This window comes from Aurantimonas sp. E1-2-R+4 (assembly GCF_036549515.1).
Classification (GTDB): Bacteria; Pseudomonadota; Alphaproteobacteria; order Rhizobiales; family Rhizobiaceae; genus Aurantimonas; species Aurantimonas coralicida_A.
Window position 1 is genome coordinate 31,587 of record NZ_JAZHLK010000013.1, and the last position, 24,858, is coordinate 56,444.

Here is a 24,858-nt window from a genome sequence, read left to right on the forward strand (position 1 = left end):
AGAGTGACGATGGTATCGGACATAGCCGGTTTGCGGGTATTGGTGACGGCGGGCGCGTCGGGCATCGGGCTGGAGATGGTGCGGGCCTTCCAGGCCGGCGGCGCGCGCGTGCATTACTGCGACATCAGCGATGGGGAGGGGCCCGGAACCGACCTCGATGGCGTAACCGCCAGCCGGGCCGACGTCTCGGATCGCGGCGATGTCGCGCGGCTGTTCGCGGAAGTGGAGAAGACGCTCGGCGGGCTCGACGTTCTGGTCAACAATGCCGGCATCGCGGGGCCGACGGGGCGGGTCGAGGACATCGATCCCTCGGATTGGGACCAGACCCTCAACGTCAACATCACCGGCCAGTTCAACTGCACCCGTCTGGCCGTGCCGATGCTCAAGCGGAGTTCGAACGCCAGTATCGTCAATCTGGCGTCGCTGGCGGGGCGACTGGGGTTTTCCATGCGCACTCCCTACGCCGCGTCGAAATGGGCCGTCGTCGGCTTCACCAAGTCGCTGGCTATCGAGCTCGGCGAGTTCGGTATTCGCGTCAACGCGATCCTGCCCGGCTCCGTCGACGGACCGCGCATCCAATCGGTATTCGCCAACAAGGCCGCCGCGCTCGGCAAGAGTTACGAGGAGGTCGAGGCGGCGGCTCTCGCGGTGACGTCGCTCAGAAAGCTCATTCCGCCGCAGCACCTCGCGGCGATGGCGGTGTTCCTGGCATCTGCGCAAGGTTCGAGCATTTCCGGACAGGCCCTGAGCATCGACGGCGATGCACAAATGATGGTCTGACGCCTGAGCCTTGGGTTAGACGCCGGCGGCGCCCGGTCTCGAACTGCCCGCCCACCTCCTCCGTCAGCGCTTCCCGGAAATCGCGGTGATTGGGATATCCCCGCAGACGATCGCTGTTATACGGGGCGGGTCGCTATCTGAGACGTGAGGAAAATGACGGCTCTCGAGGAAACCAACGGGGCTTTGGCTGCTTTCGATGTGGTCCGTGACTGGCTGTTGGATGAGCTGGCGCCTGTTGCACCCGTCGATCTGCGGCTTGATGATGCGCTTGGCGCGATCGCCGCGGAGCCCGCACCGGCTGCGCGCGCCTCTCCGTCGCGCGATGAAGCGGCGGTCGACGGCTGGGCATTGGCGGCGCGGGATCTGATTGGCGCCTCGTCTTTCGCGCCCGCCGTGCCGGGGATTCCTCCTGTCTGGGTCGAGGTCGGTGACGTCATGCCGGCCGGATGTGACTGTGTTGTCGATGCGCAAGGTGTCGATGCGCAAGGACCGCTCGTCCAGGTCCTCACCGACGCCATTCCGGGACAGGGTCTGCGCCGCGCCGGCGAGGACATCGCGGTGGGGCAGTTGCCTGCAATCCCTGGCCGCAGGATCTCCGCCTTCGACATTCTTTGCGCGCGGCGGGGCGGTCTCGCGCGCTTGCCCGTCCGACGGCCGCGGGTCCGCCTGATCGATCTGGACTCCGCCGATGCCGCGCGCCTCACTGCGGATTTCGCCGAGATGAGGGCTGGATCGGCGGGCGCCGATGTCACGCGCGTCACGTGCAAGCGGGACGTGGCCTCTATCGCGAACGGCATTCTGGACGAACCTGCGGACCTGATCGTCCTCGTCGGGGGCACGGGCGCGGGCCGGAACGACCACACGCCGGCTGCCATCGCACAGGCGGGCGAACGCTTCGCCCATGGGATCGCGCTGCAACCCGGACGCACCGCCGCCTTCGGCAGGGTCGGGCATATTCCGGTGATCGCCTTGCCGGGGCAGCCGGATCAGGCGCTGGCGGTCTGGCTGGCCCTTGTCGAGCCGATCCTGCGAGCGTTGACTGGATCGGGACCGCGAGACCCGGTATTCATGCCGCTTGCGCGCAAGATATCGTCGGGAATCGGAGTTACGGAGATCGTTTTACTGAAGCAGACGGAACGCGCCTGGACGCCGCTTTCGGTCGGCGCCCTGTCCCCGGCACAGCTTGTGTCGGCGGACGCATGGTGCCTGATTCCCGCGATGAGCGAAGGCCATGCCGCTGGTACGCCGGTCGCCGGATTTTCTCTCCACGAGGAGCCATGACGAAGAATTTCACAATCGCGTCGAACGCCCCGACCACAGCCCGCAGCGGGGGCGTGGAGCAGGAGCAGTTCCTGTCGATCCTGTCACGCGAAGAGGCGTTTCAACGATTCGAAGCGGCTGTATTCCCGCGCGCGTTGGCGAGCGAGCAATGCGCGCTTCAGGACGTTCTGGGCCGAGTGCTTGCGGCCGATATCGTCTCGCCAATCGACGTGCCGTCTTTCGATCGGTCCAATGTCGACGGGTTCGCGGTGCAGTCGGGTGATCTGGCGACCTGCGGTCAGGCCAAGCCTGCGCGTCTGGCTCTCAATCCCGAGACGCTCGCTTGCGGCATTGCTCCGAAATTGTCGGTGCCCAGCGGCACGGCCACGCCGATCTCGACGGGCGGGATGGTTCCGCGCGGGGCCGACGCTATCGTCATGGTCGAGCACACGCAGCCCCTTGAAGACGGAGCGGTCGAAGTCCGCCGCGCCGCCTCGGCCGGCCAGTTCATTTCCTATGCGGGCTCGGACATCGCGCGCGGCGAATTGCTGCTGCGTGCCGGGATCAGCATCGGCTCGCGCGAAATCGGCATGCTTGCCGCCTGTGGGATTGCCCGCGTGGAGATGGTGCGGAAGGTCAAGGTGGCGGTCCTGTCGACCGGCGACGAGCTTGTGCAGCCCGGTGAGGCGCTCGGTCCCGCGTTGGTCTACGACACCAACGGCGCGATCGTCGCCGCGGCCATTTTCGAGAATGGCGGCGTGCCGGATTTCCTCGGCGCGTTTCCCGACGACGAGGAAAAGCTGGAAGCTGCTATGCGCGCGGCGCTGGAAACCCACGACATGGTTATCCTGTCCGGCGGCACCTCGAAGGGCGCTGGTGACGTCAGCCATCGCATCGTCGATAGGCTGGGTGAGCCGGGGATCATCGCGCATGGCGTCGCGCTGAAGCCCGGAAAGCCGCTTTGTCTGGCGGTCTGCGACGAAAAACCGGTGGTGATCCTGCCGGGCTTCCCGACATCCGCGATGTTCACGTTTCACGACATGGTCGCGCCGATCCTGCGGCGCATGGCCGGCCTGCCGCCGCGTGCCGAGACGCGGGTATCAGTGCGCGTTCCCGTGCGGATCGCGTCCGAACTAGGCCGCACCGAATTCGCGATGGTGTCGCTGGTTCAGGGCGATGACGGGTTGATCGCCTATCCGACCGGCAAGGGGTCCGGCGCCATCACGTCGTTTTCCCAGGCGGACGGGTTTTTGCGCATCGAAGCGCTGGCCGACCATCTGCCCGCGGGGGCGCAAGCCGAGGTCACGCTGTTCACGCCGCATGTGCGGATTCCCGATCTGGTCATCATCGGCAGCCACTGTACCGGCCTCGACCCGATCCTGGCGCCGCTGGCCCGCGACGGGCTGACGGTACGCTCCCTCGCGGTCGGCAGTCTGGGCGGCCTTGCTGCGGCCAAGCGCGGCGAGTGCGATCTTGCGCCGATCCATCTCTATGATCCTGAAACCGACAGCTACAACACGCCGTTCCTGGTCGAAGGTCTGGAACTGGTTCCCGGCTGGCGGCGCATGCAGGGGATCGCGTTCCGCCTCGGCGATCCGCGTTTCGAGGGCGCTGGCGCAAACGAGGCCGTCGCCAACGCACTCGCCGATCCGGAATGCCTGATGGTCAACCGCAATCAGGGTGCGGGCACGCGGATTCTGATCGACCGGCTGCTGGGCCAGAACCGCCCCGGCGGCTACTGGAACCAGCCGCGCTCGCACAACGCGGTGGCGGCCGCGATCGCGCAAGCACGTGCCGACTGGGGCGTGACTATCGAGCCGGTGGCGCAAGCGGCGGGGCTCGGCTTCATCCCGCTCACCGAGGAGTCTTATGATTTCGTGCTGGTTTCGGCGCGGAAACAGCGGAGCGCGGTCCAAGCGTTCCTGTCGGCGCTCCACGCTCCGGAAGGCCGCGAGGCGTTGAAACAGGCGGGTTTCCGGCCCGCCTGATTGTCAATCGGGAAGCAGAGCCGCCAGAGTCTCGGCTTCGTCAATATCCTCGACCGTATTGGCGTTGAAGAAGGGATCGACCGGCTCTTTCGGCCAGGCGACCGTCGCCAGGCGATAGCGCGCCGTCCATCGGTCGATCTTGCGCATGTCCTCGCGGACAAGGGCGTCGCGCAATTCGTCGCGCAAGGCGACCTTCCAAAGACCGATCACCGGATGCGACCAGCCACCGGACGCGGCGACCGCCAGATCGGCGTTCTCGGCCTCCCGAGCCTCCTCAAGACGGGCCACGAGATCGCGCGGCAGGAACGGACAATCGCCCGCCACGCTTACGACCCATGCGGTGCCGGGCCGATTCTCCGCGGTCCAGTCGAGCGCCGCCAGAATGCCGGCGAGCGGTCCGGGGTAGTCTTCGAGCGTGTCGGCAACCACCGGCAGGCCGAAGGCCGCAAAGCGGGCCGGGTCGCCATTGGCGTTGAGGATCAGTTCGGCGCATTGCGGCGCGAGGCGATCGACGACATGCGACAGGATGGTGCGTCCGCCGATCGCCCGCATCGGCTTGTCGCCGCCGCCCATACGCCGCGCCAAACCGCCGGCGAGGATGACGCCGATCGGCAATGTCGCATCACTCGTCATAGCCGGCGCCTTTTCGCTTGCTGCGCGAGGGTTCGTCCTCGACGGTCGCGATGTCCTGGTCAAAGACGATCCGGTCATCGCCCGACAGCGCCGCGAAACGCTTGCCCCGCGCACGGCCGACCAGCGTCAGGCCGACCTGCCGCGCCAGCGCCACGCCCCAGGCGGTGAAGCCGGAGCGCGAAACCAGGATCGGGATGCCCATCCGCACGGTCTTGATTGTCATTTCCGAGGTGAGCCGGCCGGTGGTGTAGAGGATTTTGTCCGCCGCATCGATCTTGTGGCTGAACATCCAGCCGGCGATCTTGTCGACTGCGTTGTGCCGCCCGACATCCTCCATGTAGCAGACCGGCTCGCCCTTCACGCAAAGGACGCAGCCGTGGATCGCTCCGGCTTCCAGATACAGCGAGGGGGTCGTGTTGATCGTTTTCGTCATCGCGTAGAGCCACGAGGTGCGGAGCTCCGCGGTCGGCAGCTCGATGTCATCCAGCGCCTCCATCAGGTCGCCGAATGCGGTGCCCTGCGCGCATCCCGATGTCAGGGTCCGCTTTTTCAGCTTTTGCTCGTAATTGGTGCCGCGCTCGGTCCTTACGACCACCACCTCGAGATCCTCGTCATATTCGACGCTGGTGACCACATCGTCAGGCTTCAGCATGTTCTGGTTCAACAGATAGCCGAGCGCCAGATAATCCGGATAGTCGTTGATCGTCATCATCGTGACGATCTCCTGGGCGTTGAGATAGAGCGTCAGGGCGCGCTCGACGGGGACGCTGAGTTCCACCGGCGCGCCGGTCTGGTCGATGCCCGTCACCCGCTCCGTCAGGCGCGAATTGCCGGGATCCGGCATGACGACGCCGACCGAGGCGCGATCCTTCAATTCCTGCATGGTGTTCCTATTGCCAGTCTATGATGTGAGTGGGCGGCGTCGCCGGCCGCGGAAGATTGCGGCATAAGGTTAGAGTGTTGTTACCATGTCATATAGTGCGCATTACAGGGCGCCCGGTCATTCCCGGCGATGGCGCGACGAATACGGGTTTTAGACGATGGCTCAACTTTCGGACGATTGCTTCGCATTCGGCAGACCGATGATGACGGTGGCCGAGACGGTCGCACTGATCACATCGCGGGTGCTACCGCTTGCGGAAACCGAATCGATTCCACTCTGTGACGCGGACCGACGGATTCTCGCCCGTGACCTGATCGCGTCGATAGCGTTGCCGCCTTATGCCAATTCCGCGGTCGACGGCTATGCCATGCGTGGCGTCGACCTTCCGGCGACAGGGGAGCGCGGCTTTCAGGTCAGCGGACGGATTCAGGCGGGTTCGGGGGAGAGGGTCACCGTAGCGCCCGGTGAGGCCGTGCGGATATTCACCGGTGCGCCGATGCCGGCCGGCGCCGATACGGTCTTTATGCAGGAGGATGTGCGGCTCGGCGATTCCGGCGAGGTGACCCTTCCCGCCGGTCTGACGATCGGCGCCAATATGCGGCCCGTGGGCGAGGACGTCGAAGCGGGGGCGGTCGTCTTGAAAGCCGGCCGTCGCCTGCGTCCCCAGGACATCGCCCTCGCTGCCGCGCTGGGTGAGATCCGGGTAGACGTCAGCCGCCGTGTCCGCGTCGCGGTGTTCTCGACCGGCAACGAGATCGTCGCCGCCGGTACACCGCGTGGACCGACGCAGCTTTTCGATTCCAACCGGTTCATGCTGATGGCGATGCTCGGGCGGCTCGGCTGTGCGATCACCGACCTGGGTATTCTGCCGGATGATCGGGCCGCGATCACGGACACACTGAGGAAGGCGTCATCGGCGCACGATCTGATCCTGACCTCCGGTGGTGTGTCGACAGGAGAGGCGGATTTCGTCAAAGACGCAGTGGAAAGCGCCGGGTCGCTGGTGTTCTGGCGCGTCGCGATCAAGCCGGGACGCCCGGTGGCGATGGGCGTTATTGACGGGACGCCGTTCATTGGGCTGCCGGGCAATCCGGTGGCGAGCTTCGTCACCTTCGCCTATATCGCGCGACCGGCGATTTTGGCGCTTTCCGGAGCCGGGCGCAAGCCGATCGTCTCGACGCCGGTCCGGACAGCGTTTTCCTATAAGAAGAAAAAGGACCGCCGCGAATATGTGCGTGTCAACCTGCGCCCTGCCGCAAATGGATCGGTGGAAGCCGTGAAGTTTCCCCGCGAGGGTGCCGGCCTGCTGTCGTCGCTGGTCGAGACGGACGGGCTCATCGAGCTTGCCGAGGACGTGACGCAGATCCAGCAGGGCGATATCGTGGGCTTCATTCCCTATTCGAGCCTCTACTGACAAAGCGATTGACGACGCCGGCCGCCTCGGCCAACTTGCCCGCCATGCCCGTTACAACCAAACTCGATCTCGTCGGTCTGAAATGCCCCTGGCCGGCCCTGAAAACCCGCAAGGCGCTCGGCGGTCTCGCCGCGGGCGATCGCCTCGAAGTCCATTGCAGCGATCCGCTGGCGACGATCGACATCCCGAATCTGATCCGCGAGACCGGCGATAGCGTCGAGATCACCGATCGGGGTAAAGACCGCGTGGTTTTCCTGATCGAAAAGCGCCAGGAAGCCGCTGTATCGGGGTAGCGCGCCAAAGCCGGACCAGTTGGACGGGGGAGGGCCCGCTTCCGGCCCGGCTCAGGCGCCGCGCGGAGGCCTTACTCGAAGACGATCGACGGCCCGCCGCTCATCTGGCGCTCCTCCAACACCCTGGTCCATGCCTTCTCGGCGATCTCCCGATAGATTTTCGCATGCGCGCCATCCGGATCGGAAACGACGATCGGCGTGCCGCCGTCGGACGTCTCGCGGATGGCCATGTCGAGCGGCACCTCGCCGAGGAACGGCGCGCCGATTCGTGTCGCTTCCTTGCGCGCTCCGCCATGGCCGAAAATGTCATGCTGGCTGCCGCAACTCGGGCAGATGAAATAGCTCATATTCTCGACGATGCCGAGGATCGGGACATCGACCTTTCGGAACATGGCGAGGCCCTTGCGAGCGTCGATCAGAGCAAGATCCTGCGGCGTCGAGACGATGACCGCGCCGGCCAGCGGCACGTTTTGGGCCATGGTCAGCTGGGCATCGCCGGTGCCGGGCGGCATATCGACGACGAGCACGTCGAGTTCGCCCCATTCGACTTCGCGCAGCATCTGGGTCAGCGCGGAGATGACCATTGGCCCGCGCCAGATCATCGGGGTTTCCTCATCGACGAGGAAACCCATCGACATGACCTTCAGGCCGTAGCCCTCCATCGGCTTGAGAATGCGGCCGGACACCGTCTGCGGCCTGCCGGAAATATGCAGCAGACGGGGCATGGAGGGACCGTAGATGTCGGCATCCAGAATGCCGACCTTCAACCCGTTCGCCTGAAGGCCGAGGGCCAGATTGACCGAAGTGGTCGACTTGCCGACGCCACCTTTGCCCGAGGCGACGGCGATGATCGCGCCGATGCCGGGAACTCCGGCCTTTGCCGGCGGGGTTGGTCTGGCGTGAGCGGCGTGGGCCGCCATTGGCGGGGGCACGGCGGCGGCTTGCTGGGCGCTCGGTGCCGGACGCACGGCCGACGCGGAGGCGGAGCCGCTGCGCTCGGCGGTCAGCGCGACGACCGCCTTCTCGACGCCCTCGGCGTTCATCGCCGCCTTTTCGGCGGCGGCGCGCAAGGGTTCCAATTCCTCGGCACGGTCGGCCGGCACCGTCAGCGAAAAGAACGCCTTGCCGTCGGCGAGGAAAATTTCCGAGACCAGGCCGAGATCGACGATGTTACCGCTCAGGTCGGGTCCCTTGACCCGCTTGAGCTGCTCCAGAATGTTGTCCTTGCTGATTGCCAACTGAACTCTCGCTGTTATGGAAGTCTGGACCGTCACATACGGCAAATGCGGTCGCGCGGCCAATCGCGCTTCGTGATTGCAGATAATGCCGGCCGCCGGGACGCGCCAGGAGGAGACACGGATATGCCGTCGCAGGGAAATGGCACGCAAGGGCAAGCGAGCGAACCGCTGGAAACGAGCAGCCCGGAGGCATTCGTCAGGCTGGCCGACCGATTCATCGATGTCGCCAACCGCGCCAATCGGAAGGTCCCCGCGACGGACATTCACATGGCCTTCCTCTATGCCGCGGCGCGCTACAATGCCCATGTCGGGCGCAATGTCCGCGATGTCGCAGACCACGAGGTGTACGTCGAGGAAATGGCGGGCATCTACAAGGAAATGCTGCGGACACATCTGGCCGATCCGGACGTGTGAACGGAGGGCCGACCGAGGCCCCGAAGCCTCAGTCCTACCCCTCCAGGCGGCTGCGTATAGACACGCGCCGTCGCGGCTGTTCCGCCTCTTCCGGCTCGATAGATTGCACAGGCGCGAACGCGAGTTCATCCGCCTCATCGCTTTCGATGGCGATCTCGACGGGCGGTTCTTCTTCGCCCGTTGACGCCGCCGTTGCGCCTTCTTCGTCGCCAGCAATCGTTGGAGCTTCGGCGTCGCGCATCTCCTCCACGGGATCGGCTTCACCGGCGACCGGCTCGTCAACCATGACGTCGCGCGACATGCGGCCGGTCGCCTGCTGGATCTCCTGCTCTTCGACGCTCAGAAAACCGCGCCCGACCTGCCAGAGGGACTTGTAGGCATTGTGCGCGGGATTGCGGAAATCCTCGTCATAGTCGTTAAGACCGTCGAGATTGGCGAAAACGGGATTGGTTCGCCATAGCTTCCGCAAGGCTTGCTTGCGCAAAAGCTCTGGAACGCCGCGCCTAAGGAAGAGCGAAAAATCGTCGCCCTGAACCAGCGAATCGATGTCGACCGCTTCGGCGGCGATGCGGTTCTCCTCCGCTTCCGGATCGGGCGAGTCGGCTTCGACGACCGGCGTGACATCGTCGGGCGCGATTTCTACCGCCGGTTCGATCTCGTCGGGCTCGCGCTTGCGCCGCGACCAGCGCGACAAGAAGCCTTCTGTCTTGCCGGCGTCGTCAACCATCGTACTTGCCTCCAGCCGGTCGCTCGCGATGAAGGAAGATCGGCTCCTGGCCGAATTTGTGCGCGTCCGTATCGAGCTTGTCGCGCCGCCGCTTCTTGAACACCTCTTCCTTGTGATAGCGATCGACGAAATCCATGATCGCCCCGGCAATTTCAGGCGGCATCGCGACCCGCTCGACGATGTCCTCGGCGCTGTCGTCGTAGTCCTGCGCCAGATAGGGCGAGGCGGTCACCGAATGGACAAACCACGGCAATGGGTGGGTATCGTCCTCAGAGCGCCGCAAGATGACGAATAAGGCCGGTGTCTGGCTGTTGAAATTATGGACATAGGCCTCGGTGTCGGCGGCGTGGCATGTGAGATTGTGGACGCCCATGAAATAGCGGGTCATGGTGTCGTCGCGCAGAAGTTCATCGCCGGCCGAAAAGTTCCCGGAAGCGGGCGTCACACCGACCGGAATCCAGTACTCCTTCGCCCATTTCGAGACCGATCGCCGCTTCTCGGCGAGCACTCCCAACATGATCGTCAACTCCCGGGCCAAACAGGGTCATCCTTTCGTATGAGACGGGCGCATTTGCGCGCTTCCGCCGATAGAATAACGTGTTAAGGCTCGCTCACAAGGGAGAAGCCATGTCTGCAAAGAGTAAACGGGTCCTGATCTGCAATTGCGAGAAGTCCATGAAAATGGATGGGAAAGCCATTGCGCGCGCGTTTGGCGAGACGGAACTGACCGTTCATACCAATCTTTGTCGCAGCCAGATCGGCGTTTTCGAAGGCGCACTGGAGTCCGGCGACGAGATTGTCGTCGCGTGTACACAGGAAAGCCCGCTCTTTGCCGAAGTCGCGGAAGAGGGAGGACGCGAGGTCGCGGCCTTCGTCAATATTCGCGAGACCGCCGGCTGGACGACGGACAAGACGTCGACAGCGCCGAAGATGGCCGCGCTGATCGCCGCTGCCTCCCTGCCGATCAAGCCGGCCCGTCTGCGCACCATCGCCAGCGACGGGCTGTGCCTCGTCATGGGCGAGGGGCAGGCGGCCTTCGACGCCGCCGCGATGCTCAATCGGTCCCTTTCGGTCACGCTGCTCCTGACCGGAGCCGACGATATTCTGCTGCCGGCCGTTCTCGATTTTCCCGTGTTCCGCGGCAAGGTCTCCATGGCGCATGGCTCGCTCGGCGCGTTCGACGTCGTCGTCGATGGCTATGCGGCGATGCTGCCCTCTTCGCGCGGCGAGCCGCAGTTCGGCCTCGCCCGCGATGGCGCCAAATCAAATTGCAGCGTCCTGTTCGACATGACCGGCGACGCCGCCCTGTTTCCGCGGCCGACGGGTCGCGACGGCTACTTCCGAGCTGAGCCGCGTGATCCGGCCGCCGTCATGCGCGCCGTTTTCGAGGCGAGCGCCTATGAGGGCGAGTTCGAAAAGCCGATCTATGTCTCCTACGACGCCTCGATCTGCGCCCATGAGCGGTCGAAAAAGACCGGCTGCACGAAATGCATCGACAATTGTCCGCCGAGCGCGATCACGCCGGCGGGCGACGAGGTCCTGATCGACGCCGATATCTGCGGTGGTTGCGGCAATTGCGCCGCCCATTGCCCGACGGGCGCCGTCTCCTACGATTATCCGGCGCGCACCCAACTGGTCGAGCGCGTCCAGACGCTGGCGCAGACCTATCTCGCCGCAGGTGGAAAATCGCCGGTCCTCTTGGTTCACGATCGCGGACATGGCGCGCCGCTGATCAATGCCATGGCGCGGCTCGGCCGCGGCCTGCCGGCCAACGTCATTCCGCTCGAACTGCACTCGGCTACCGGCGTCGGACATGATCTGATGGCCTCGGCGCTGGCCACCGGGTTCCGCTCTCTGGTGGTGCTGGTCGATCCGCGTAAGGCGGGCGAGTTGGATGCGCTGAATGAGGAGATCCTTCTCGTCGATGCATTGACCGGCGGGATGGCGCTCGGAGACGGTCGCGTTCTGGTCCTCGACGCAGGCGATCCCGATCTCGTGGAATCGGCTCTGTACGACCTGCAACCCGCAGCGGAAATCGCGCGTACGGCTTTTGCGCCGGTGGGCGGCAAGCGGGAGGTGGCACGGGCCGCCATCGCGATCCTCGCCAAGGCGGGGCATGCGGAGTCCGACCTCATCCAACTGCCCGAATCCGCCCCCTATGGCGCGATCAACGTCGACCAGGAACGCTGCACGCTGTGCATGGCCTGCGTCTCGGCCTGTCCCGCCGACGCGCTGCGCGACAATCCTGACAAGCCGCAATTGCGGTTTGTCGAATCGGCCTGCGTCCAGTGCGGCATCTGCGCGGCCACCTGCCCGGAGACGGCGATTTCGTTGGAGCCGCGCTATAATTTCGCGCCGACCGTCATGCAGCCAGTGACGTTGAACGAGGACGAGCCGGCCGAATGCATCCGCTGCGGCACACCATTCGCGGCGCGCGGCATGCTTGACAAGGTCAAGGAGAAACTCGGCGGCAAGCACTGGATGTTCCAGAGCGAGGAGCGTGTCGCGCTGTTGCAGATGTGCGAAAGCTGTCGGCTCGAAGCCCTGGCCGCCGACGGTGGCGATCCCTTCGCGATCGCCCACCGGTCCCGAATTCGCACCACCGACGATTATCTCGAGGCCGGCAAGCGCGGACTGTCGATCGACGATTTCTTCAGCGAGGACTGACCGAAGTTCCTCAGTTGCGGTCGTAGCAGAGCGAGCGCGCCTGCGAGCGGGACTGCTCGGCGGCGTCCGCGCTGATCATACCTTGCTCGACCATCGCGTCGATATCGGCGCTCCGTTTGTCGATACAGGCGGCTACCTCGTCCGAGACGGTCAGTTTCTGAAGTCGCTCGGCCCGTTCTCCGACGGTCGACACCCATCCCTCGGTGTTCAGCCAGAGGAAATAGGCACCGATTGCGAGCAGGACCGCGAGCAGCAACGCCACGAGCCGCATCCACGGGGTATTCACGATCTTTGTCGATGAGGTCGTCATATCGTTTCCTTGCTCACTGTATGCCCGGTGTCAGGGGAAGGTTCGTCAACAGGTTTTGCGGTTTCAGTCGAATGAGATTATCGCCCGACGCCGCGAGGCCCAGATAAGCCGGCTTGCCCCGCATCGTCTCGATCAGGCGGTCGGATTCCAGGAACTCCATGCGATACAGCGCGGCGATGCGGTTGAGACGGTTCTCGTCGACCTGCTCCCCCTCATAGAGCCCGTTGAGTATCAGCGTTGCTTCCGCGTCGAGGCCGATATGCCAGGTCCAGCGCTCGTCGCTGATCGCCTGCATGGCCTGCACGCGCACCGGCAGCCGCATGAAATGACCCACCCATCGTTCGATGACGCGCGCCAGCGCGTCCTGTCCCGGCTGAGTAAAGCGGAAGTCGAGCGCGAAGTTGAACTGATCGGCACGCTCCCAATAGGCGGCGGCGTTGTCCTCGGTCATCACGTCGAGCGAGACCTCGCGCATCGGCGTTCCGGCCTCGGCCAGCAAGGCTCCAAGGCCGCCGAAACCGCCGGATTCCGAATACATCTCGACCACTTCCGCGTCCGCGAGCATGAGTTGCCCATCGCTCGTCGTCGCCTTCTGGTCGCGGAAGAACAATTCGGCGGCGCGCAGCACGAAGGGATCGCGCTCATCCGCCAACAGGCCGGACAGTATGAGATGAACCATCTGCTCAATGAAGACCGGCGGCACCTGCGGTGCGCCCGGCTGAAACAGTGCCAGATAACCCGCTTCGATCGAACCATGTTTCAGCAGGTGATCGCGATAGCCAAGCACCAGGCGATAATTGTCGGCGGCGTCCGTATCGGCGATCGCGGCGAGCTCCGCGTCGAGGACCGGGATGGTCGGTGTCTCCATCAACTTTTCGAACAGGCGATGCTCGTTCTCGCAGCTCTCTTCGATCGGATGGATTTCCGGGCGCGTATAATAGGCGCGCAGGAAGTCCGGGGTCACGGCCAGCCAGCCGCTTTCGAGCCGGTGCGTCAAATGCAGCCCGGCGGATTTCCAGATAATCCGTTTCTCGTCATCGGAGTGGGCGGGTTGAGCGACCATCACGCGCCGACTCCCAAGGCTGTGCAAAGAGGGATCAGCACCGTTTGCCCTTCCGCCTGAACAAGCAGGCCGCCCTCCTCATCAAGGCCGACCATCTTGCCAGAGCGATTACCGCCCTCGACAGCCACGTCGATCTGCTGATCCAGATCGTTGGCGCGCGACAACCAGGATTGATGGGCGGTGCGGAATCCATCATGCGTCCACCCGTCGATCCATGACAGGAAGTGCCGCGCCACGGCCTCGATGATGCTGGTTCGGTCCAATTCGCCGCAACCTTCCTCGTAAAGCGCGGTCACATTCGGGTCGAGGCCGGGTTCGCCGCGCGAATTGGCCGACGTGTCGAGCGCCAGCTCGAAACCGACAACGATTTGGTCCGGAATATCGGCAGCGGCAGCGTTGTCCGGAGCGCGGAACGCGACCTTGCCGACGATCCCGCCATTGGCCAGAATCGTGCCGGGCCAGCGGAAGGTCAATGCCAGATTGGGCGGGCCGATGGCGCCCACCGCGTCGCCGAGCGCAACCATCATGACGGGGACCATCTGCGCCGCAACGACGAGAGGCGTCTCCGGTTCGAGAATGAACGCAGCCGCGGCGCGGCGTCGATCCTCGCTCCAGACGACATCTCCAGCTCCATACGAACCGGACGCTGCACCCTCCACCGCGACGGCGAAGGGATCCGCGTCCGCAGCGACCGCGTGACCGGCGAAGACAGGCGGAAATTCCGGATCGGCCAGTTGCTGGACCTCAGGCGCTGCGGTCATCACGGGAGTTGGATTTCGCCCTCGACCACATGATTGAGCGGCGCGCCCTCGGCGGTCAGGACGATCTTGACCTTTAGGGAGCCCGAGCCCGCCTTTCCCGTGCGCACCAGATCCTCGATTTCGTGCTGCGAGGTCACCCCGACCTGTTTCAGGAATTTTCTCAGCGACATGTTGAAGGCTTCTTCGCTCATCGGTTTTTTCCCTTTTCGCTTTTGTCGTGGACGAGGATGTCCAACAATTCGCCGGCCCGTTCAATCGAAAAGGTGAGCGTTTCTTGCCCGGCGTCGAGGACGAGCGCGGTGAGATAGTCGGGTTGGCCCCGCACCGGCAGATCGCCGATGGCTCGGATTCGGTCTCCCGCAGTGATTCCGGCCCGATCTTCCGGCGATCCCGGTGCCACGCGCACGACTTCGGCGCCGGGTTCTCCGGTCTCGCCGGGCGCGGGAAGCGGGCGCAGGATGACGCCCGCCGCGCGCCGGTCGATACGGCCATCTTCGGCGTCATCCAGCACCGCTTCGAGCAACCGCGCTGAGGCGACGAAATTCACGCCGAGATTGCCGTCCGACGACTTGGTGAAAATCGCGCTGGCCATACCGGCGACGTGTCCATCTTCCGTGATGAGCGGCGCTCCAGACATTCCAGGATTGATCGCCGCGTCGGTCTGGATGAAATCTTCGATACGGTTGAAGCCGACGCCACGTCGCTCGGTCGCCGAAATCACGCCGCAGGCAAGGCTGATCCCGAGGCCGAATGCGTTTCCGAGGACGCAAGCATCGGCGCCTGTCCGCGCGTCGGCGGAGAAGGCCAGGGGCGGAAGGGCATCGCTGACATGCAACAAGGCGATATCGGTATCGGCGTCACGCAGAGCGATGTCCGCGCTCCGGACGGCTCCCGAGGACAGCCGCAACCGCACCGCATTGGCACGTCCGAGCACGTGGTCCGCCGTCACGATGGTGCGGCCGTCGCGGATCGCGAACCCGGTGCCCTCGGGCTCTTCCTGGTTGATCTCGTGCGTCGGCAACACCGGAAGGACGGCGACCACGGATTGCGTCGCGACGGTTGCGATGGCCGTGCGCCAATTGCCGGCTTCAAGAGCGTCCGCCGTGCCCGCGCCAGCCGCAAACCCCGCTAAAGCCAGCGCAAGGAGAGCTGCGAGGCCGCGGGTGATGTGCATTACAGCCGGACGTTCTCCGTCGAATAGGCCTGGCTCGCCGGAGTTTCGAGGGGTTCATCGAGAAGAAACCCGACTCCGAGGGCGACGACCAGCATGATTACGATGCTCAACAAAAAGGCTCTCATCGTCGGTTCGACTCCGTCAGTTCGTGTTCTGCTGTTCGCCCGGCAGCGGCGTTGTTTCGTCCGCCGCCGTGGCTTGCAGCAAGTAGGTGATCAGTGCGTCCCGCCGTTCGACGCTCTTGAGCCGCTGGACCGGCATTTTGGTCCCCGGCGTTACGATATCCGGTCCATCGTCGAATAGCCGCGAAACCGTCTCCGGAGTCCAGACAATATCCGATTCTACCAAGGCCTGAGAATATTTGTAGCCCGGTACCGTCCCGGCCACCCTGCCGAACAGGCCGTAGAGCGTCGGTCCGGCGCGATTGGCGTCATCCGACGTCAGCGTGTGACAGACCGAGCATTTGCGCAGGAACTCGATTTCGCCGGGGCCAGCCCGGTTAACGGTTTGAAACCGGCGCGGATAGACCGACTGGATGGGCTCGCGAGGATGGCGCGGCGCGACCTGCCAACGGATCGCGAAATCGTCCAGCCCGCTGCGATAGAGCTGAGCGCCTTCAGGGGTAAACGCCAGACCCCAGACCGGACCGTATATATCGCCGTATTCCTCCACGAGGCTTCCCGAATCGGCATCGAAGACGCGAATTTTACCGTTGGCGCTGCCGGTGGCGAACCATCCCGCGCGCGGCGACGAAGCAATCGACAGGATCGGGTGCTCGTTCGATGCCAGTTCGGCGACCTCGCCAGTCGGAAGATCGATGACGCCGCTGACGCCGTTCAGCGTTCCGAAGGCCAGCAGCGAACCGCCGGGCAGGGCAGCCAGCACGTTGACGCCCCAGCCATGGGCGTAAAGCAGGCGCGAGGGGCCGGCGATCAGCCCGTCGTCGAGCGGCCACTCGCGAACCGTGCCGTCGTAACCGGCGGTGAAGAGCTGCCGGCCGTCCAATGAAAAGACAACGGCGTTCACATTGCCGCGATGACCCTCGGCGCGGGCGATTTCACGCCCCGCGGCGATATCGAAGATTCGCGCCGTGCCGTCCCAGCGGGCCGCGGCCGCAAACCGGCCGTCGAGACTCACCGCGACGTCCTGGACCTTGTCCTTGGTATCCTCGATCAGGGTTTCGAGACGGTTTTCCCGCAGATCCCAGATCGCGAACGCGCCGTCATCGGAGACGGAAACAGCCTTTGCGGCGCCGGGGACGAAGGCGACGTCATTGACGGCGGCATTGTGTCCGACCAGCCGCGCGACGATCGTGCCCTCCGGGCCCTGCATTCGCCAACGAATGATCGAATAGTCGAAGGATGCGGTCAGCGCCTCGGAGCCATCATCGGACAGGGCGATCGCCATGACGGGGCCGCCATGGCCGACGAGCTTCTCAGGCCATTCCTGCTCGCTCGAAGCGGACTGCGCCGGCGCAAAGAAGGTGAGGAGCGCTGCCAATGTCACCCGCCGGAGCGTCCGGTCCATCGCGCCTGCTTTCCGATTGTTATTCCGCGGGCTCGGGATTGGCCGCGGCCGGGGGCATGGCGTCCTTCTCGCGGAGCTCATCGACCCAAAGCGAGTGGTGTTCTCTGGCCCAGTTCAGGTCGACCTTGCCACTGCCGACAGCACCGAAAGCCCCCTCCATGCCGATGCTGCCGATATAGATGTGACCAAAGATCACGCAGATCATGAAGACGGCCATGACGACGTGCCAGACGGTGTTGAACTGTTGCTCCAGAATTGCCGAATAAGGTGGCTGCGGTAGTCCCAACAGCGCCGGGATATCAAGGCCGATCGAGGCGAGGCCGGTGAAAGTGTCGCCGAAGAAACTGTGCTCGAACGGAAACAGCAAGGCCCAGCCCGAGACGGCGAGCGAAAGCCCGCCCAGCATGACCAGCCAAAAGATAATCTTCTGGCCCGCGTTGAATTTCTTTGCTGGCGGATGGACGCCTTCGGAGAACAAGCCGCCGGCATGGGCGAGCCACACCAGATCGTGCCGGCTCGGCAGATTGTGCGCGATCCACGTGACGAATGCGATCGCCAGACCAAGCATGAAGGCGAAGGCGACGTAGTTGTGGGACAGCTTCAGGAATTCGGAGATCGGCCCGAACGCCTCCTTGCCGATCAGCGGAATGATGACGCTTCGCCCGAACGAGACGTTGAGGCCGCTGATCGCCAGGATGATGAACGACAGCGCCATCAGCCAATGGCCGGTGCGCTCGACGGTCGAGAAACGCTTGATCTTGACGCCAGACAGGCCGTGTTCGACGCGGATGCGGCCACGAATGGCGAAGAACAGCGCCAGCAGGATCAGCGTGGCGATCATGGCGAGGCCGAGATAGTCGAACATCGGTCCGTTGCGCAGCAAGCGCCAGGACTCGCCTTCGGACTGGACCAGCACCCCGGCCTTCTTGTCCGGGATCGAGACGTTGCCCGACACGCCTTGGCGGACAGCCCGCCAGATTTCCGCATCCGAGGTCGTGCCCAGGGCGTCTCCGGGCACCGCGCCGCCGGTCGGCGACCCGGTCGCGGAGATCGCGCTCTCAGGCGGTCTGACCGAACTTTGCGCCGTTCCTGCACTGGTTGCCGCCAATGTCATGAATAATGCCGCGGCAATGACGGGTGCGATCGCCGTCAGCAAACGCATCGACACAAGCCGGGTCAAGCGAGCGCGGAGCATCCTCAAGCTGGGCATTTGCTGTTCTCCTGAGCGGATCGAAAACACCGAACCCAGCATAGACTGCCGGGCAAGACGGCAAACACCGCGCCTTACTGTTCGGACAAAACGGCGGGCAGCCGGAGCCGCCCGCCGGTCACAGACGATGGCTGGCTCAGCCGCCGGTCTTCTGACCGTAGGCGGTGCCCCAACCCCAAGCCCCGGCGCCGAAGCCCCGGGCAACGACACGCTCGCGGTAGATCGCCGAAACGGTGTCACCGTCGCCGGCCAAAAGCGCCTTGGTCGAGCACATTTCCGCGCAGAGCGGAAGCTTGCCCTCGGCGAGGCGGTTGCGGCCATATTTCTGGAACTCGACCGCCGAATTGTCTTCCTCGGGGCCGCCAGCGCAGAAGGTGCACTTGTCCATCTTGCCACGCGAACCAAAATTCGACGCCTGTGGATATTGCGGCGCGCCGAACGGGCAGGCGTAGAAGCAGTATCCGCAGCCGATGCACAGATCCTTGGAGTGCAGCACTACGCCGTCGTCCGTCGTGTAGAAGCAGTCGACCGGGCACACCGCCGCGCACGGTGCGTCCGAACAATGCATGCAGGCGACCGAGATCGAGCGCTCGCCGGGCTTGCCGTCATTGATGGTAACGACACGCCGGCGGTTGACCCCCCACGGCACTTCATTCTCGTTCTTGCATGCTGTCACGCAGGCATTGCACTCGATGCAGCGCTCGGCGTCGCAAAGGAATTTCATTCTAGCCATTGTCTTATTCCTCCCTTTACGCCCGTTCGATCCGACACAGGGTCGTCTTGGTTTCCTGCATCTGGGTCACCGAGTCGTAGCCGTAGGTCTGCGCGGTATTGCAGGCCTCGCCGAGAACGTAGGGATCCGCCCCTTCCGGATATTTCGAGCGAAGATCGACGCCCTGGAAATAGCCGCCGAAGTGGAACGGCGTGAAGACGACGCCTTTGCCGACACGTTCGGTGATCATCGCCATGATGCGGATCTTGCCGCCCTCCGGACTGTGCAGCCAGACCGTGTCGCGATCACGAAGGCCCATATCGTTGGCATCCGACGGATTGATCTCGACGAACATGTCCTGTTGCAATTCGGCAAGCCAGGGGTTCGACCGCGACTCGTCGCCGCCGCCCTCATATTCGACCAGCCGCCCCGATGTCATGATCATCGGGAAGTCCTTGGAGAAGTCGTTCTTCTGGATCGACGCATAGGCCGTCGGCACGCGCCAGAAGGTCTTGTCCTCATAGGTCGGATAGTCGGTGACCAGGTCGCGGCGCGGCGTGTAGAGCGGCTCGCGATGGATAGGGACGGGGTCGGGGAAGGTCCACACGACCGCCCGCGCCTTGGCGTTGCCGTAAGGCGTGCAACCGTGTGCGATGGCGACCCGCTGGATGCCGCCGGAGAGGTCGGTTTTCCAGTTCACGCCGCCGATCTTCTTCTCGTAGTCGGACGGAAGTTCGCCTTGATCGGACGTTTCGCCGACCTCTTGACCCGCTGTCGGACGCTGGTCGGCGAAGCCTGCGACATAGTCGATATACTTGCGCTCGTACGGCGTCAGGTCCTTGTCCCAGCCGAGTTCTTTCAGCATCGCCATGGTGAACTCGGGATAGCCGTCCTCGATCTCCGAGCCGACCGGCCACGAGCCTTCGGCCAGTAGATTGTCGCCGTTGCGCTCGACGCCAAAGCGGGCACGGAAACCCATGCCGCCCTGGGCCACCGGGATCGACGTGTCGTAGAGATTGGCCGAGCCGCTGTGTTTCATCTCTGGCGTTCCCCAGCAGGGCCAGGGCATGCCGTAGAACTCGCCGTCATGCGGGCCGCCAACGGCGCGCAGGGTGGTCTTGTCGAAGGTCTGCTGGTTTTCCATGTGCGACTTCATCCGCTCCGGCGACTGACCGGTGTAGCCGATGGTCCACATGCCGCGGTTGAACTCGCGGGTGATGTCCTCGACGAGGGGTTCCCCGTCCTTGACCTCGATGTTGCGGAACATGCGATCGGCGAAGCCGAACTTTTCCGCGAACTTGTACATGATCGTGTGGTCGGGCAGGCACTCGAACAGTGGCTCGACCACCTTTTCGCGCCATTGCAGCGAGCGGTTCGACGCGGTGACCGAACCGACGGTCTCGAACTGCGTGGCCGCCGGCAGCAGATAGACGCCGTCGGTGCGATCCTGCAGAACCGCCGTCATGGTCGGATAGGGATCGATCACGACCAGAAGGTCGAGCATGCCCATCGCCTTCTGCATCTCCGGCAAGCGGGTCTGCGAGTTCGGGGCATGGCCCCAGAACACCATCACCCTGGTGTTGTCCGGCTGCTGCAGGTTTTCCTTGGCTTCCAGAACGCCGTCGATCCAACGGGACACGGGAATACCGGTCTCGTTCATCATCATGCGATCCTTGCCGTCGGCGCCTGCGCCCGGCATCACCGCGAACCGACCCTTCAGCCAGTCCAGCTCCTCTTCCCAGACACGCGCCCAGTGGGCCCACGAACCGTCGCTGAGCCCGTAATAGCCGGGCAGCGTATCGGCGAGCACGCCCAGATCGGTCGCGCCCTGCACATTGTCGTGGCCGCGGAAGATATTGGTGCCGCCGCCGGCCGTGCCCATGTTGCCAAGGGCCAGCTGCAGGATGCAGTAGGCGCGGGTGTTGTTGTTGCCGTTGGTGTGCTGGGTGCCGCCCATGCACCAGATCAGCGTGGCGGGACGGTTTTCCGCCATCGTGCGTGCAACGCGGTTCAGCTGCGAACCTGGCACGCCCGTGACCCTCTCGACTTCCTCCGGCGTCCATTTCGCCACTTCGGCGCGGATCTGGTCCATGCCCCAGACGCGGCTCTGGATGAACTGCTTGTCCTCCCAGCCGTTCTCGAAGATGTGGTAGAGGACGCCCCAGATCAGCGCCACGTCGGTGCCCGGCCGGAAGCGGACATATTCGTCGGCATGCGCCGCGGTGCGCGTAAAGCGCGGATCGAGCACGATCAGCGGGGCGTTGTTTTCTTCCTTGGCCTTCAACAGATGCAGCAGCGAAACCGGATGGGCTTCCGCCGGATTGCCGCCGATCAGGAAGATCGCCTTGGAATTGTGGATGTCGTTGTAGGAGTTGGTCATCGCGCCATAGCCCCAGGTGTTGGCAACACCCGCGACAGTGGTGGAATGACAGATACGCGCCTGGTGATCGATGTTGTTCGACCCCCAATAGGCGGCGAATTTGCGGATCAGATAGGCCTGCTCGTTGGAATGCTTGGCCGAACCCAGCCAATAAACCGAATCGGGCCCGCTGGATTCGCGAACCTCGAGCATCTTGTCGCCGATTTCATTGATGGCCTCGTCCCAACTGACGCGCTGCCATTTCCCGCCGACGAGCTTCATCGGATATTTCAGCCGGCGCTCGCCATGAGCGTGTTCGCGCACCGAAGCGCCCTTGGCGCAATGCGCACCGAGGTTGAACGGGGAGTCGAAGCCCGGCTCCTGGCCGATCCAGACGCCGTTGGAAACCTCCGCGATGACCGTGCAGCCGACAGAGCAATGGGTGCAGATCGATTTCTTGATCTCGATGTTGCCGTTAGCGGCGTCTGTCGCGGCTTCCGCCCGGCGCACCATCCCGCCGGATAGCGACGAAATCGCGGCCGCGCCGCCGATGGCGAGCCCGGATCGTTTCAGAAACGTGCGGCGATCGACCGCTCGGTTTCCGAATTCCGACAGCGCAGATGACACCCGGGGACTTCTCGCAGTCCCTACAGCCTTCTTCCTGAGCATGGTTGTCTCCGTTTCCTCCGTCGCAGTCGCCTGCAAACTGGCCTGTTAGTGGTTCGCGTCAGAAACGCGCGGTCTGATAGAACGTCTTCACATGGTCGGTTTCCCGGTAGCCGGGGGCCACGGATTTTGCATCCGCGACCTCGGCATCGGCCTGCCCGCCCGTCACGAGGGCCGCGCCGGTCGCGACGGTCCCCAAGCCGGCGAATTTCAGGAAAGCGCGGCGATCTGTCCTGGCGTCTTTGCCCTTGGCGCTCATGAGTATCTCCTCTGTTCGCGAGACCCGTTTCCAATATTCCCAAAAACCGTTGCGAGCCTCACCCACCCGGTCAGTCGGCATAACGTCGTCGATTACATGTCGAAGCCGGCTTCCTCGACCTCCAGGAAGTGCCTGCCGATCGCGCCGACCGGCCGGAACAATCGCGCCGATGGCGCCTTTTCCAGATCGGCGAAAAAATGTCCGGCCCAAGAGCCGATATGCTTCTTGAAGAAAGCTTTTTGCGTTTCTAGCGGCTGGCGCTGACCGAACGATCCGTCGATGAGGCCGGCCATCATGTCCATCAAGGCGCCGATGTGATCCTCGGGCTCCTTGGCGCCGGTCGAGCGCGCAATGCCGAGCGGCGCCATATCGTCGCGGAGGCGGGCCAGGGGCTTCTCGTTCAAAAAGCCTGTCAGATAGTAGGAGGCGAAGGGCACCAACTCGCCCCGGCCGACGCCGATAAATAGATCGTGATATTCTTCGCGCGCAGCATCCTCGGATAGCGCCTGCGCCGCCATGGACAGATCGCCAATCGCGGCGCCCAAGTCCGTGTCGTCGCCCGACAGGGCGCCCAGCATATCAAGCAACGTGCGATCGGCCGGCAATGCCAAGAGGCGAGCCATCAAACGGTAGAGATTGACGCGCAATTGTTCCGGTTCTGGCAGTCCGTGCGAAATGGCGACGTTTTCCTGTGGCAACCGGATTCTCCCTAGCGCAACTAAACCAGCAAATCCGGGATTCGGCAACGCGATTTGCATAAGACTAAAGACGTATAAGCGCCGTTTCCGAGCCGGTGATTCGGCTTTTTTCTGCGCCAGCCCGCGGCTTCCCACACGACCGGTTTACAGCGCGTTAGCGGTGGCTGGTAACGCGCAGCGCCGTACAAGAGAGGCGGCTTTCGACGGCGCGTGGCTTGGTACGGGTGGACTTACGGCGTTGTCCTTGACATAAGTCCTGCGAAATATCCGAATATCCGTGTTGAAATGTAAAAAATGCAGGATTTTGCAGAAAGCTTTAGCCATGCGGCGAGCTTGATCGTCGGGGGCGATCGAGAGCTTTGGGCGATCGTTCTTCTGTCATTGCGGGTCTCGCTGAGCGCTGTCGCCCTTGCCGCGCTGTTCGGCATGCCCCTCGGCGCCGCGCTGGCAGTCGGCCGATTTCCGGGCAAGCGCGCGGCCGTGATCGTGATCAATTCGCTCATGGGCTTGCCGCCGGTGGTGGTCGGTCTGGTGATCTATCTGATGTTGTCGAACGCCGGCCCGCTGGGCGTGCTGCAACTGTTGTATACGCCGACGGCTATGATCATCGCGCAGTTCGTGCTGGTGACGCCGATCATCGCGGCATTGACGCGTCAGGCCGTTGAAGACCTGCATGCGGAATATGCCGAACAGCTGTGTTCGCTGGGAGTTTCGCGCGCTGCCTCCATCCCGACGCTGCTTTGGGACGGACGAGCCAGCCTGATGACCGCCTTCCTCGCCGGCTTTGGGCGGGCGATCGCGGAAGTCGGCGCCGTCATCATCGTCGGCGGCAATATCAATCATGTTACCCGGGTCATGACGACGACGATCGCCCTTGAGACATCGAAGGGCAATTTGGCGCTGGCCCTGGCGCTCGGGGCCATTCTGATCCTCCTCGCAGTCGCGGTGAACGCGTCGGTTGCCCTGCTCGACAGCACGACGAAGGGAGCGGCTTATGCCAATCGCTTCAATGCCTGATCGGGCGATCCCGCAAGCACGCGATGGCGGGCTGGACACGCCGTTGCGCTCCCTGGACGAGGCCTCGGCCTCGGCGTCGGTCCTGCCGATCCATGCCGAGGGGCTGGTGCTCAGCGCATCCGGAAAGCGTCTCGTCGATATCGATGCTCTGACCCTGTCGGGTCGCGGGTCGACCATGGTCATGGGACCGAACGGTGCCGGCAAGAGCTTGCTCCTCAGATTGCTCCACGGACTGATTGATCCGGCGGAAGGGCAGGTATTGTATGGCGGTCAGCCGATGTGCGCGCGCATACGCCGCCGTCAGGCGATGGTGTTCCAGCGGCCGGTCGTCCTGCGTCGCTCGGTCGCCGCCAATATCGATTTCGCCCTCCAGGCGCACGGTGTTTGCCGCCGCGAGCGCGCCGGCCGCATCCGCTCGCTGCTTGAAATCGGAGATCTCGCGGGCAAGGCCAGGCAGCCGGCTCGAACCCTCTCCGGCGGCGAGCAACAAAGGCTGGCGCTGCTGCGGGCCATCTCGACCGAGCCGGACATCCTGTTTCTCGACGAGCCGACGTCGAGCCTCGATCCGACGGCGACCCACAGGATCGAGGCCCTGATCCTCCAGGCGGTGGAGCGGGGTGTGAAGGTCGTCATGGTCACGCACGACATCGGCCAAGCCCGCCGGCTCGGCGCCGAAATCGTCTTCCTGCACCAAGGGCGGGTCGTCGAGCAGGCTTCGGCGGCCGCGTTTTTCAAGCAACCGAGCACACAACCGGCGCGGGCATTTCTCGCCGGGGCACTTCTGTTTTGAACCAAGACAACAACC

Annotated in this window: 25 protein-coding genes; 9 read left to right on the forward strand and 16 right to left on the reverse strand. The window is 64.0% G+C overall.

The window, feature by feature from the left end:
- Positions 1-9 precede the first annotated feature (9 nt).
- The 3 genes from VQ045_RS08195 to VQ045_RS08205 all read left to right on the forward strand — a co-directional run bounded on the left by VQ045_RS08195 (position 10) and on the right by VQ045_RS08205 (position 4,028).
- On the forward strand, positions 10-780 hold the full coding sequence (locus tag VQ045_RS08195; protein ID WP_331829774.1) for an SDR family oxidoreductase: 771 nt from the start codon (positions 10-12) through the stop codon (positions 778-780).
- 153 nt (positions 781-933) lie between these two features.
- Positions 934-2,061, forward strand: a complete 1,128-nt coding sequence (locus VQ045_RS08200) for a molybdopterin-binding protein (RefSeq protein ID WP_331829775.1) — start codon at positions 934-936, stop codon at positions 2,059-2,061.
- Positions 2,058-4,028, forward strand: coding sequence for a molybdopterin biosynthesis protein (locus VQ045_RS08205; RefSeq protein WP_331829776.1), 1,971 nt, complete (start codon positions 2,058-2,060; stop codon positions 4,026-4,028). Before VQ045_RS08200 ends, VQ045_RS08205 begins: the two co-directional genes overlap by 4 nt.
- A 3-nt stretch (positions 4,029-4,031) precedes the next feature.
- Here the strand turns inward: VQ045_RS08205 and mobA are convergent, their stop codons facing one another.
- Together mobA and VQ045_RS08215 are read right to left on the reverse strand one after the other, a co-directional pair.
- Positions 4,032-4,661, reverse strand: coding sequence for a molybdenum cofactor guanylyltransferase MobA (gene mobA / locus VQ045_RS08210; RefSeq protein WP_331829777.1), 630 nt, complete (start codon positions 4,659-4,661; stop codon positions 4,032-4,034).
- Positions 4,651-5,544, reverse strand: a complete 894-nt coding sequence (locus VQ045_RS08215; protein ID WP_327646613.1) for a formate dehydrogenase accessory sulfurtransferase FdhD — start codon at positions 5,542-5,544, stop codon at positions 4,651-4,653. The genes mobA and VQ045_RS08215 overlap by 11 nt, the downstream gene beginning before the upstream one ends.
- Before the next feature lie 157 nt (positions 5,545-5,701).
- Between VQ045_RS08215 and VQ045_RS08220 the strand changes: the two genes are divergently transcribed.
- Positions 5,702-6,958 (forward strand): molybdopterin molybdotransferase MoeA, encoded by a 1,257-nt coding sequence (locus VQ045_RS08220; RefSeq protein ID WP_331829778.1) that lies wholly within the window; start codon positions 5,702-5,704, stop codon positions 6,956-6,958.
- Between the two features lie 44 nt (positions 6,959-7,002).
- On the forward strand, positions 7,003-7,251 hold the full coding sequence (locus VQ045_RS08225; RefSeq protein ID WP_331829779.1) for a sulfurtransferase TusA family protein: 249 nt from the start codon (positions 7,003-7,005) through the stop codon (positions 7,249-7,251).
- Between the two features lie 71 nt (positions 7,252-7,322).
- Here the strand turns inward: VQ045_RS08225 and VQ045_RS08230 are convergent, their stop codons facing one another.
- Entirely contained in the window at positions 7,323-8,489 is a 1,167-nt protein-coding gene (locus VQ045_RS08230) for an Mrp/NBP35 family ATP-binding protein (protein WP_331829780.1), read from the reverse strand.
- 123 nt (positions 8,490-8,612) lie between these two features.
- Here VQ045_RS08230 and VQ045_RS08235 point away from each other — a divergent pair, with 123 nt between their 5' ends.
- Positions 8,613-8,903 (forward strand): DUF3144 domain-containing protein, encoded by a 291-nt coding sequence (locus VQ045_RS08235; protein WP_327623433.1) that lies wholly within the window; start codon positions 8,613-8,615, stop codon positions 8,901-8,903.
- A gap of 34 nt (positions 8,904-8,937) precedes the next feature.
- Here the strand turns inward: VQ045_RS08235 and VQ045_RS08240 are convergent, their stop codons facing one another.
- Positions 8,938-9,630, reverse strand: a complete 693-nt coding sequence (locus VQ045_RS08240) for a DUF3306 domain-containing protein (RefSeq protein WP_327623432.1) — start codon at positions 9,628-9,630, stop codon at positions 8,938-8,940.
- On the reverse strand, positions 9,623-10,147 hold the full coding sequence (locus VQ045_RS08245) for a DUF3305 domain-containing protein (protein ID WP_327623431.1): 525 nt from the start codon (positions 10,145-10,147) through the stop codon (positions 9,623-9,625). The genes VQ045_RS08240 and VQ045_RS08245 overlap by 8 nt, the downstream gene beginning before the upstream one ends.
- Positions 10,148-10,257: 110 nt before the next feature.
- Here VQ045_RS08245 and VQ045_RS08250 point away from each other — a divergent pair, with 110 nt between their 5' ends.
- Positions 10,258-12,297: a 4Fe-4S binding protein gene (locus VQ045_RS08250; RefSeq protein WP_331829781.1), complete on the forward strand. Its 2,040-nt coding sequence runs from the start codon at positions 10,258-10,260 to the stop codon at positions 12,295-12,297.
- Positions 12,298-12,307: 10 nt separating this feature from the next.
- Here VQ045_RS08250 and VQ045_RS08255 read toward each other — a convergent pair whose 3' ends face one another.
- From VQ045_RS08255 to VQ045_RS08305, 11 genes are all read right to left on the reverse strand, one after another.
- Positions 12,308-12,607 carry a hypothetical protein gene (locus VQ045_RS08255; protein ID WP_327646609.1) on the reverse strand — a complete coding sequence of 100 codons (300 nt, stop codon included), beginning with the start codon at positions 12,605-12,607 and terminating at the stop codon, positions 12,308-12,310.
- Positions 12,608-12,620: 13 nt separating this feature from the next.
- Positions 12,621-13,670: a DUF6352 family protein gene (locus tag VQ045_RS08260; RefSeq protein WP_331829815.1), complete on the reverse strand. Its 1,050-nt coding sequence runs from the start codon at positions 13,668-13,670 to the stop codon at positions 12,621-12,623.
- Positions 13,670-14,431, reverse strand: a complete 762-nt coding sequence (locus VQ045_RS08265) for a biotin/lipoate--protein ligase family protein (RefSeq protein WP_331829782.1) — start codon at positions 14,429-14,431, stop codon at positions 13,670-13,672. Before VQ045_RS08265 ends, VQ045_RS08260 begins: the two co-directional genes overlap by 1 nt.
- Positions 14,431-14,622 carry a DUF6494 family protein gene (locus VQ045_RS08270; protein ID WP_327623427.1) on the reverse strand — a complete coding sequence of 64 codons (192 nt, stop codon included), beginning with the start codon at positions 14,620-14,622 and terminating at the stop codon, positions 14,431-14,433. Before VQ045_RS08270 ends, VQ045_RS08265 begins: the two co-directional genes overlap by 1 nt.
- The gene (locus VQ045_RS08275) at positions 14,619-15,605 is read right to left on the reverse strand and encodes a S1C family serine protease (RefSeq protein WP_331829783.1); all 987 of its coding nucleotides are present in this window, start codon (positions 15,603-15,605) and stop codon (positions 14,619-14,621) included. The genes VQ045_RS08270 and VQ045_RS08275 overlap by 4 nt, the downstream gene beginning before the upstream one ends.
- Positions 15,606-15,746: 141 nt before the next feature.
- Positions 15,747-17,132: a cytochrome C gene (locus VQ045_RS08280; RefSeq protein WP_331829784.1), complete on the reverse strand. Its 1,386-nt coding sequence runs from the start codon at positions 17,130-17,132 to the stop codon at positions 15,747-15,749.
- Between the two features lie 19 nt (positions 17,133-17,151).
- Positions 17,152-18,342: a formate dehydrogenase subunit gamma gene (locus VQ045_RS08285; protein ID WP_327650841.1), complete on the reverse strand. Its 1,191-nt coding sequence runs from the start codon at positions 18,340-18,342 to the stop codon at positions 17,152-17,154.
- A 136-nt stretch (positions 18,343-18,478) separates the two neighbouring features.
- Complete coding sequence (gene fdh3B, locus VQ045_RS08290; RefSeq protein WP_327623422.1) at positions 18,479-19,075, reverse strand: formate dehydrogenase FDH3 subunit beta; 597 nt, start codon at positions 19,073-19,075, stop codon at positions 18,479-18,481.
- Between the two features lie 16 nt (positions 19,076-19,091).
- Positions 19,092-22,082, reverse strand: a complete 2,991-nt coding sequence (locus VQ045_RS08295) for a formate dehydrogenase subunit alpha (protein WP_331829785.1) — start codon at positions 22,080-22,082, stop codon at positions 19,092-19,094.
- A 58-nt stretch (positions 22,083-22,140) separates the two neighbouring features.
- On the reverse strand, positions 22,141-22,338 hold the full coding sequence (locus VQ045_RS08300) for a twin-arginine translocation signal domain-containing protein (protein WP_331829786.1): 198 nt from the start codon (positions 22,336-22,338) through the stop codon (positions 22,141-22,143).
- Positions 22,339-22,430: 92 nt separating this feature from the next.
- Positions 22,431-23,171, reverse strand: a complete 741-nt coding sequence (locus tag VQ045_RS08305) for a TorD/DmsD family molecular chaperone (protein ID WP_331829787.1) — start codon at positions 23,169-23,171, stop codon at positions 22,431-22,433.
- A 159-nt stretch (positions 23,172-23,330) separates the two neighbouring features.
- On the opposite strand from VQ045_RS08305, the gene VQ045_RS08310 reads away from it, so the two are divergent.
- Entirely contained in the window at positions 23,331-24,053 is a 723-nt protein-coding gene (locus VQ045_RS08310; protein ID WP_327646602.1) for an ABC transporter permease, read from the forward strand.
- Positions 24,031-24,843, forward strand: a complete 813-nt coding sequence (locus tag VQ045_RS08315; protein ID WP_331829788.1) for an ATP-binding cassette domain-containing protein — start codon at positions 24,031-24,033, stop codon at positions 24,841-24,843. Before VQ045_RS08310 ends, VQ045_RS08315 begins: the two co-directional genes overlap by 23 nt.
- Positions 24,844-24,858: the final 15 nt, after the last annotated feature.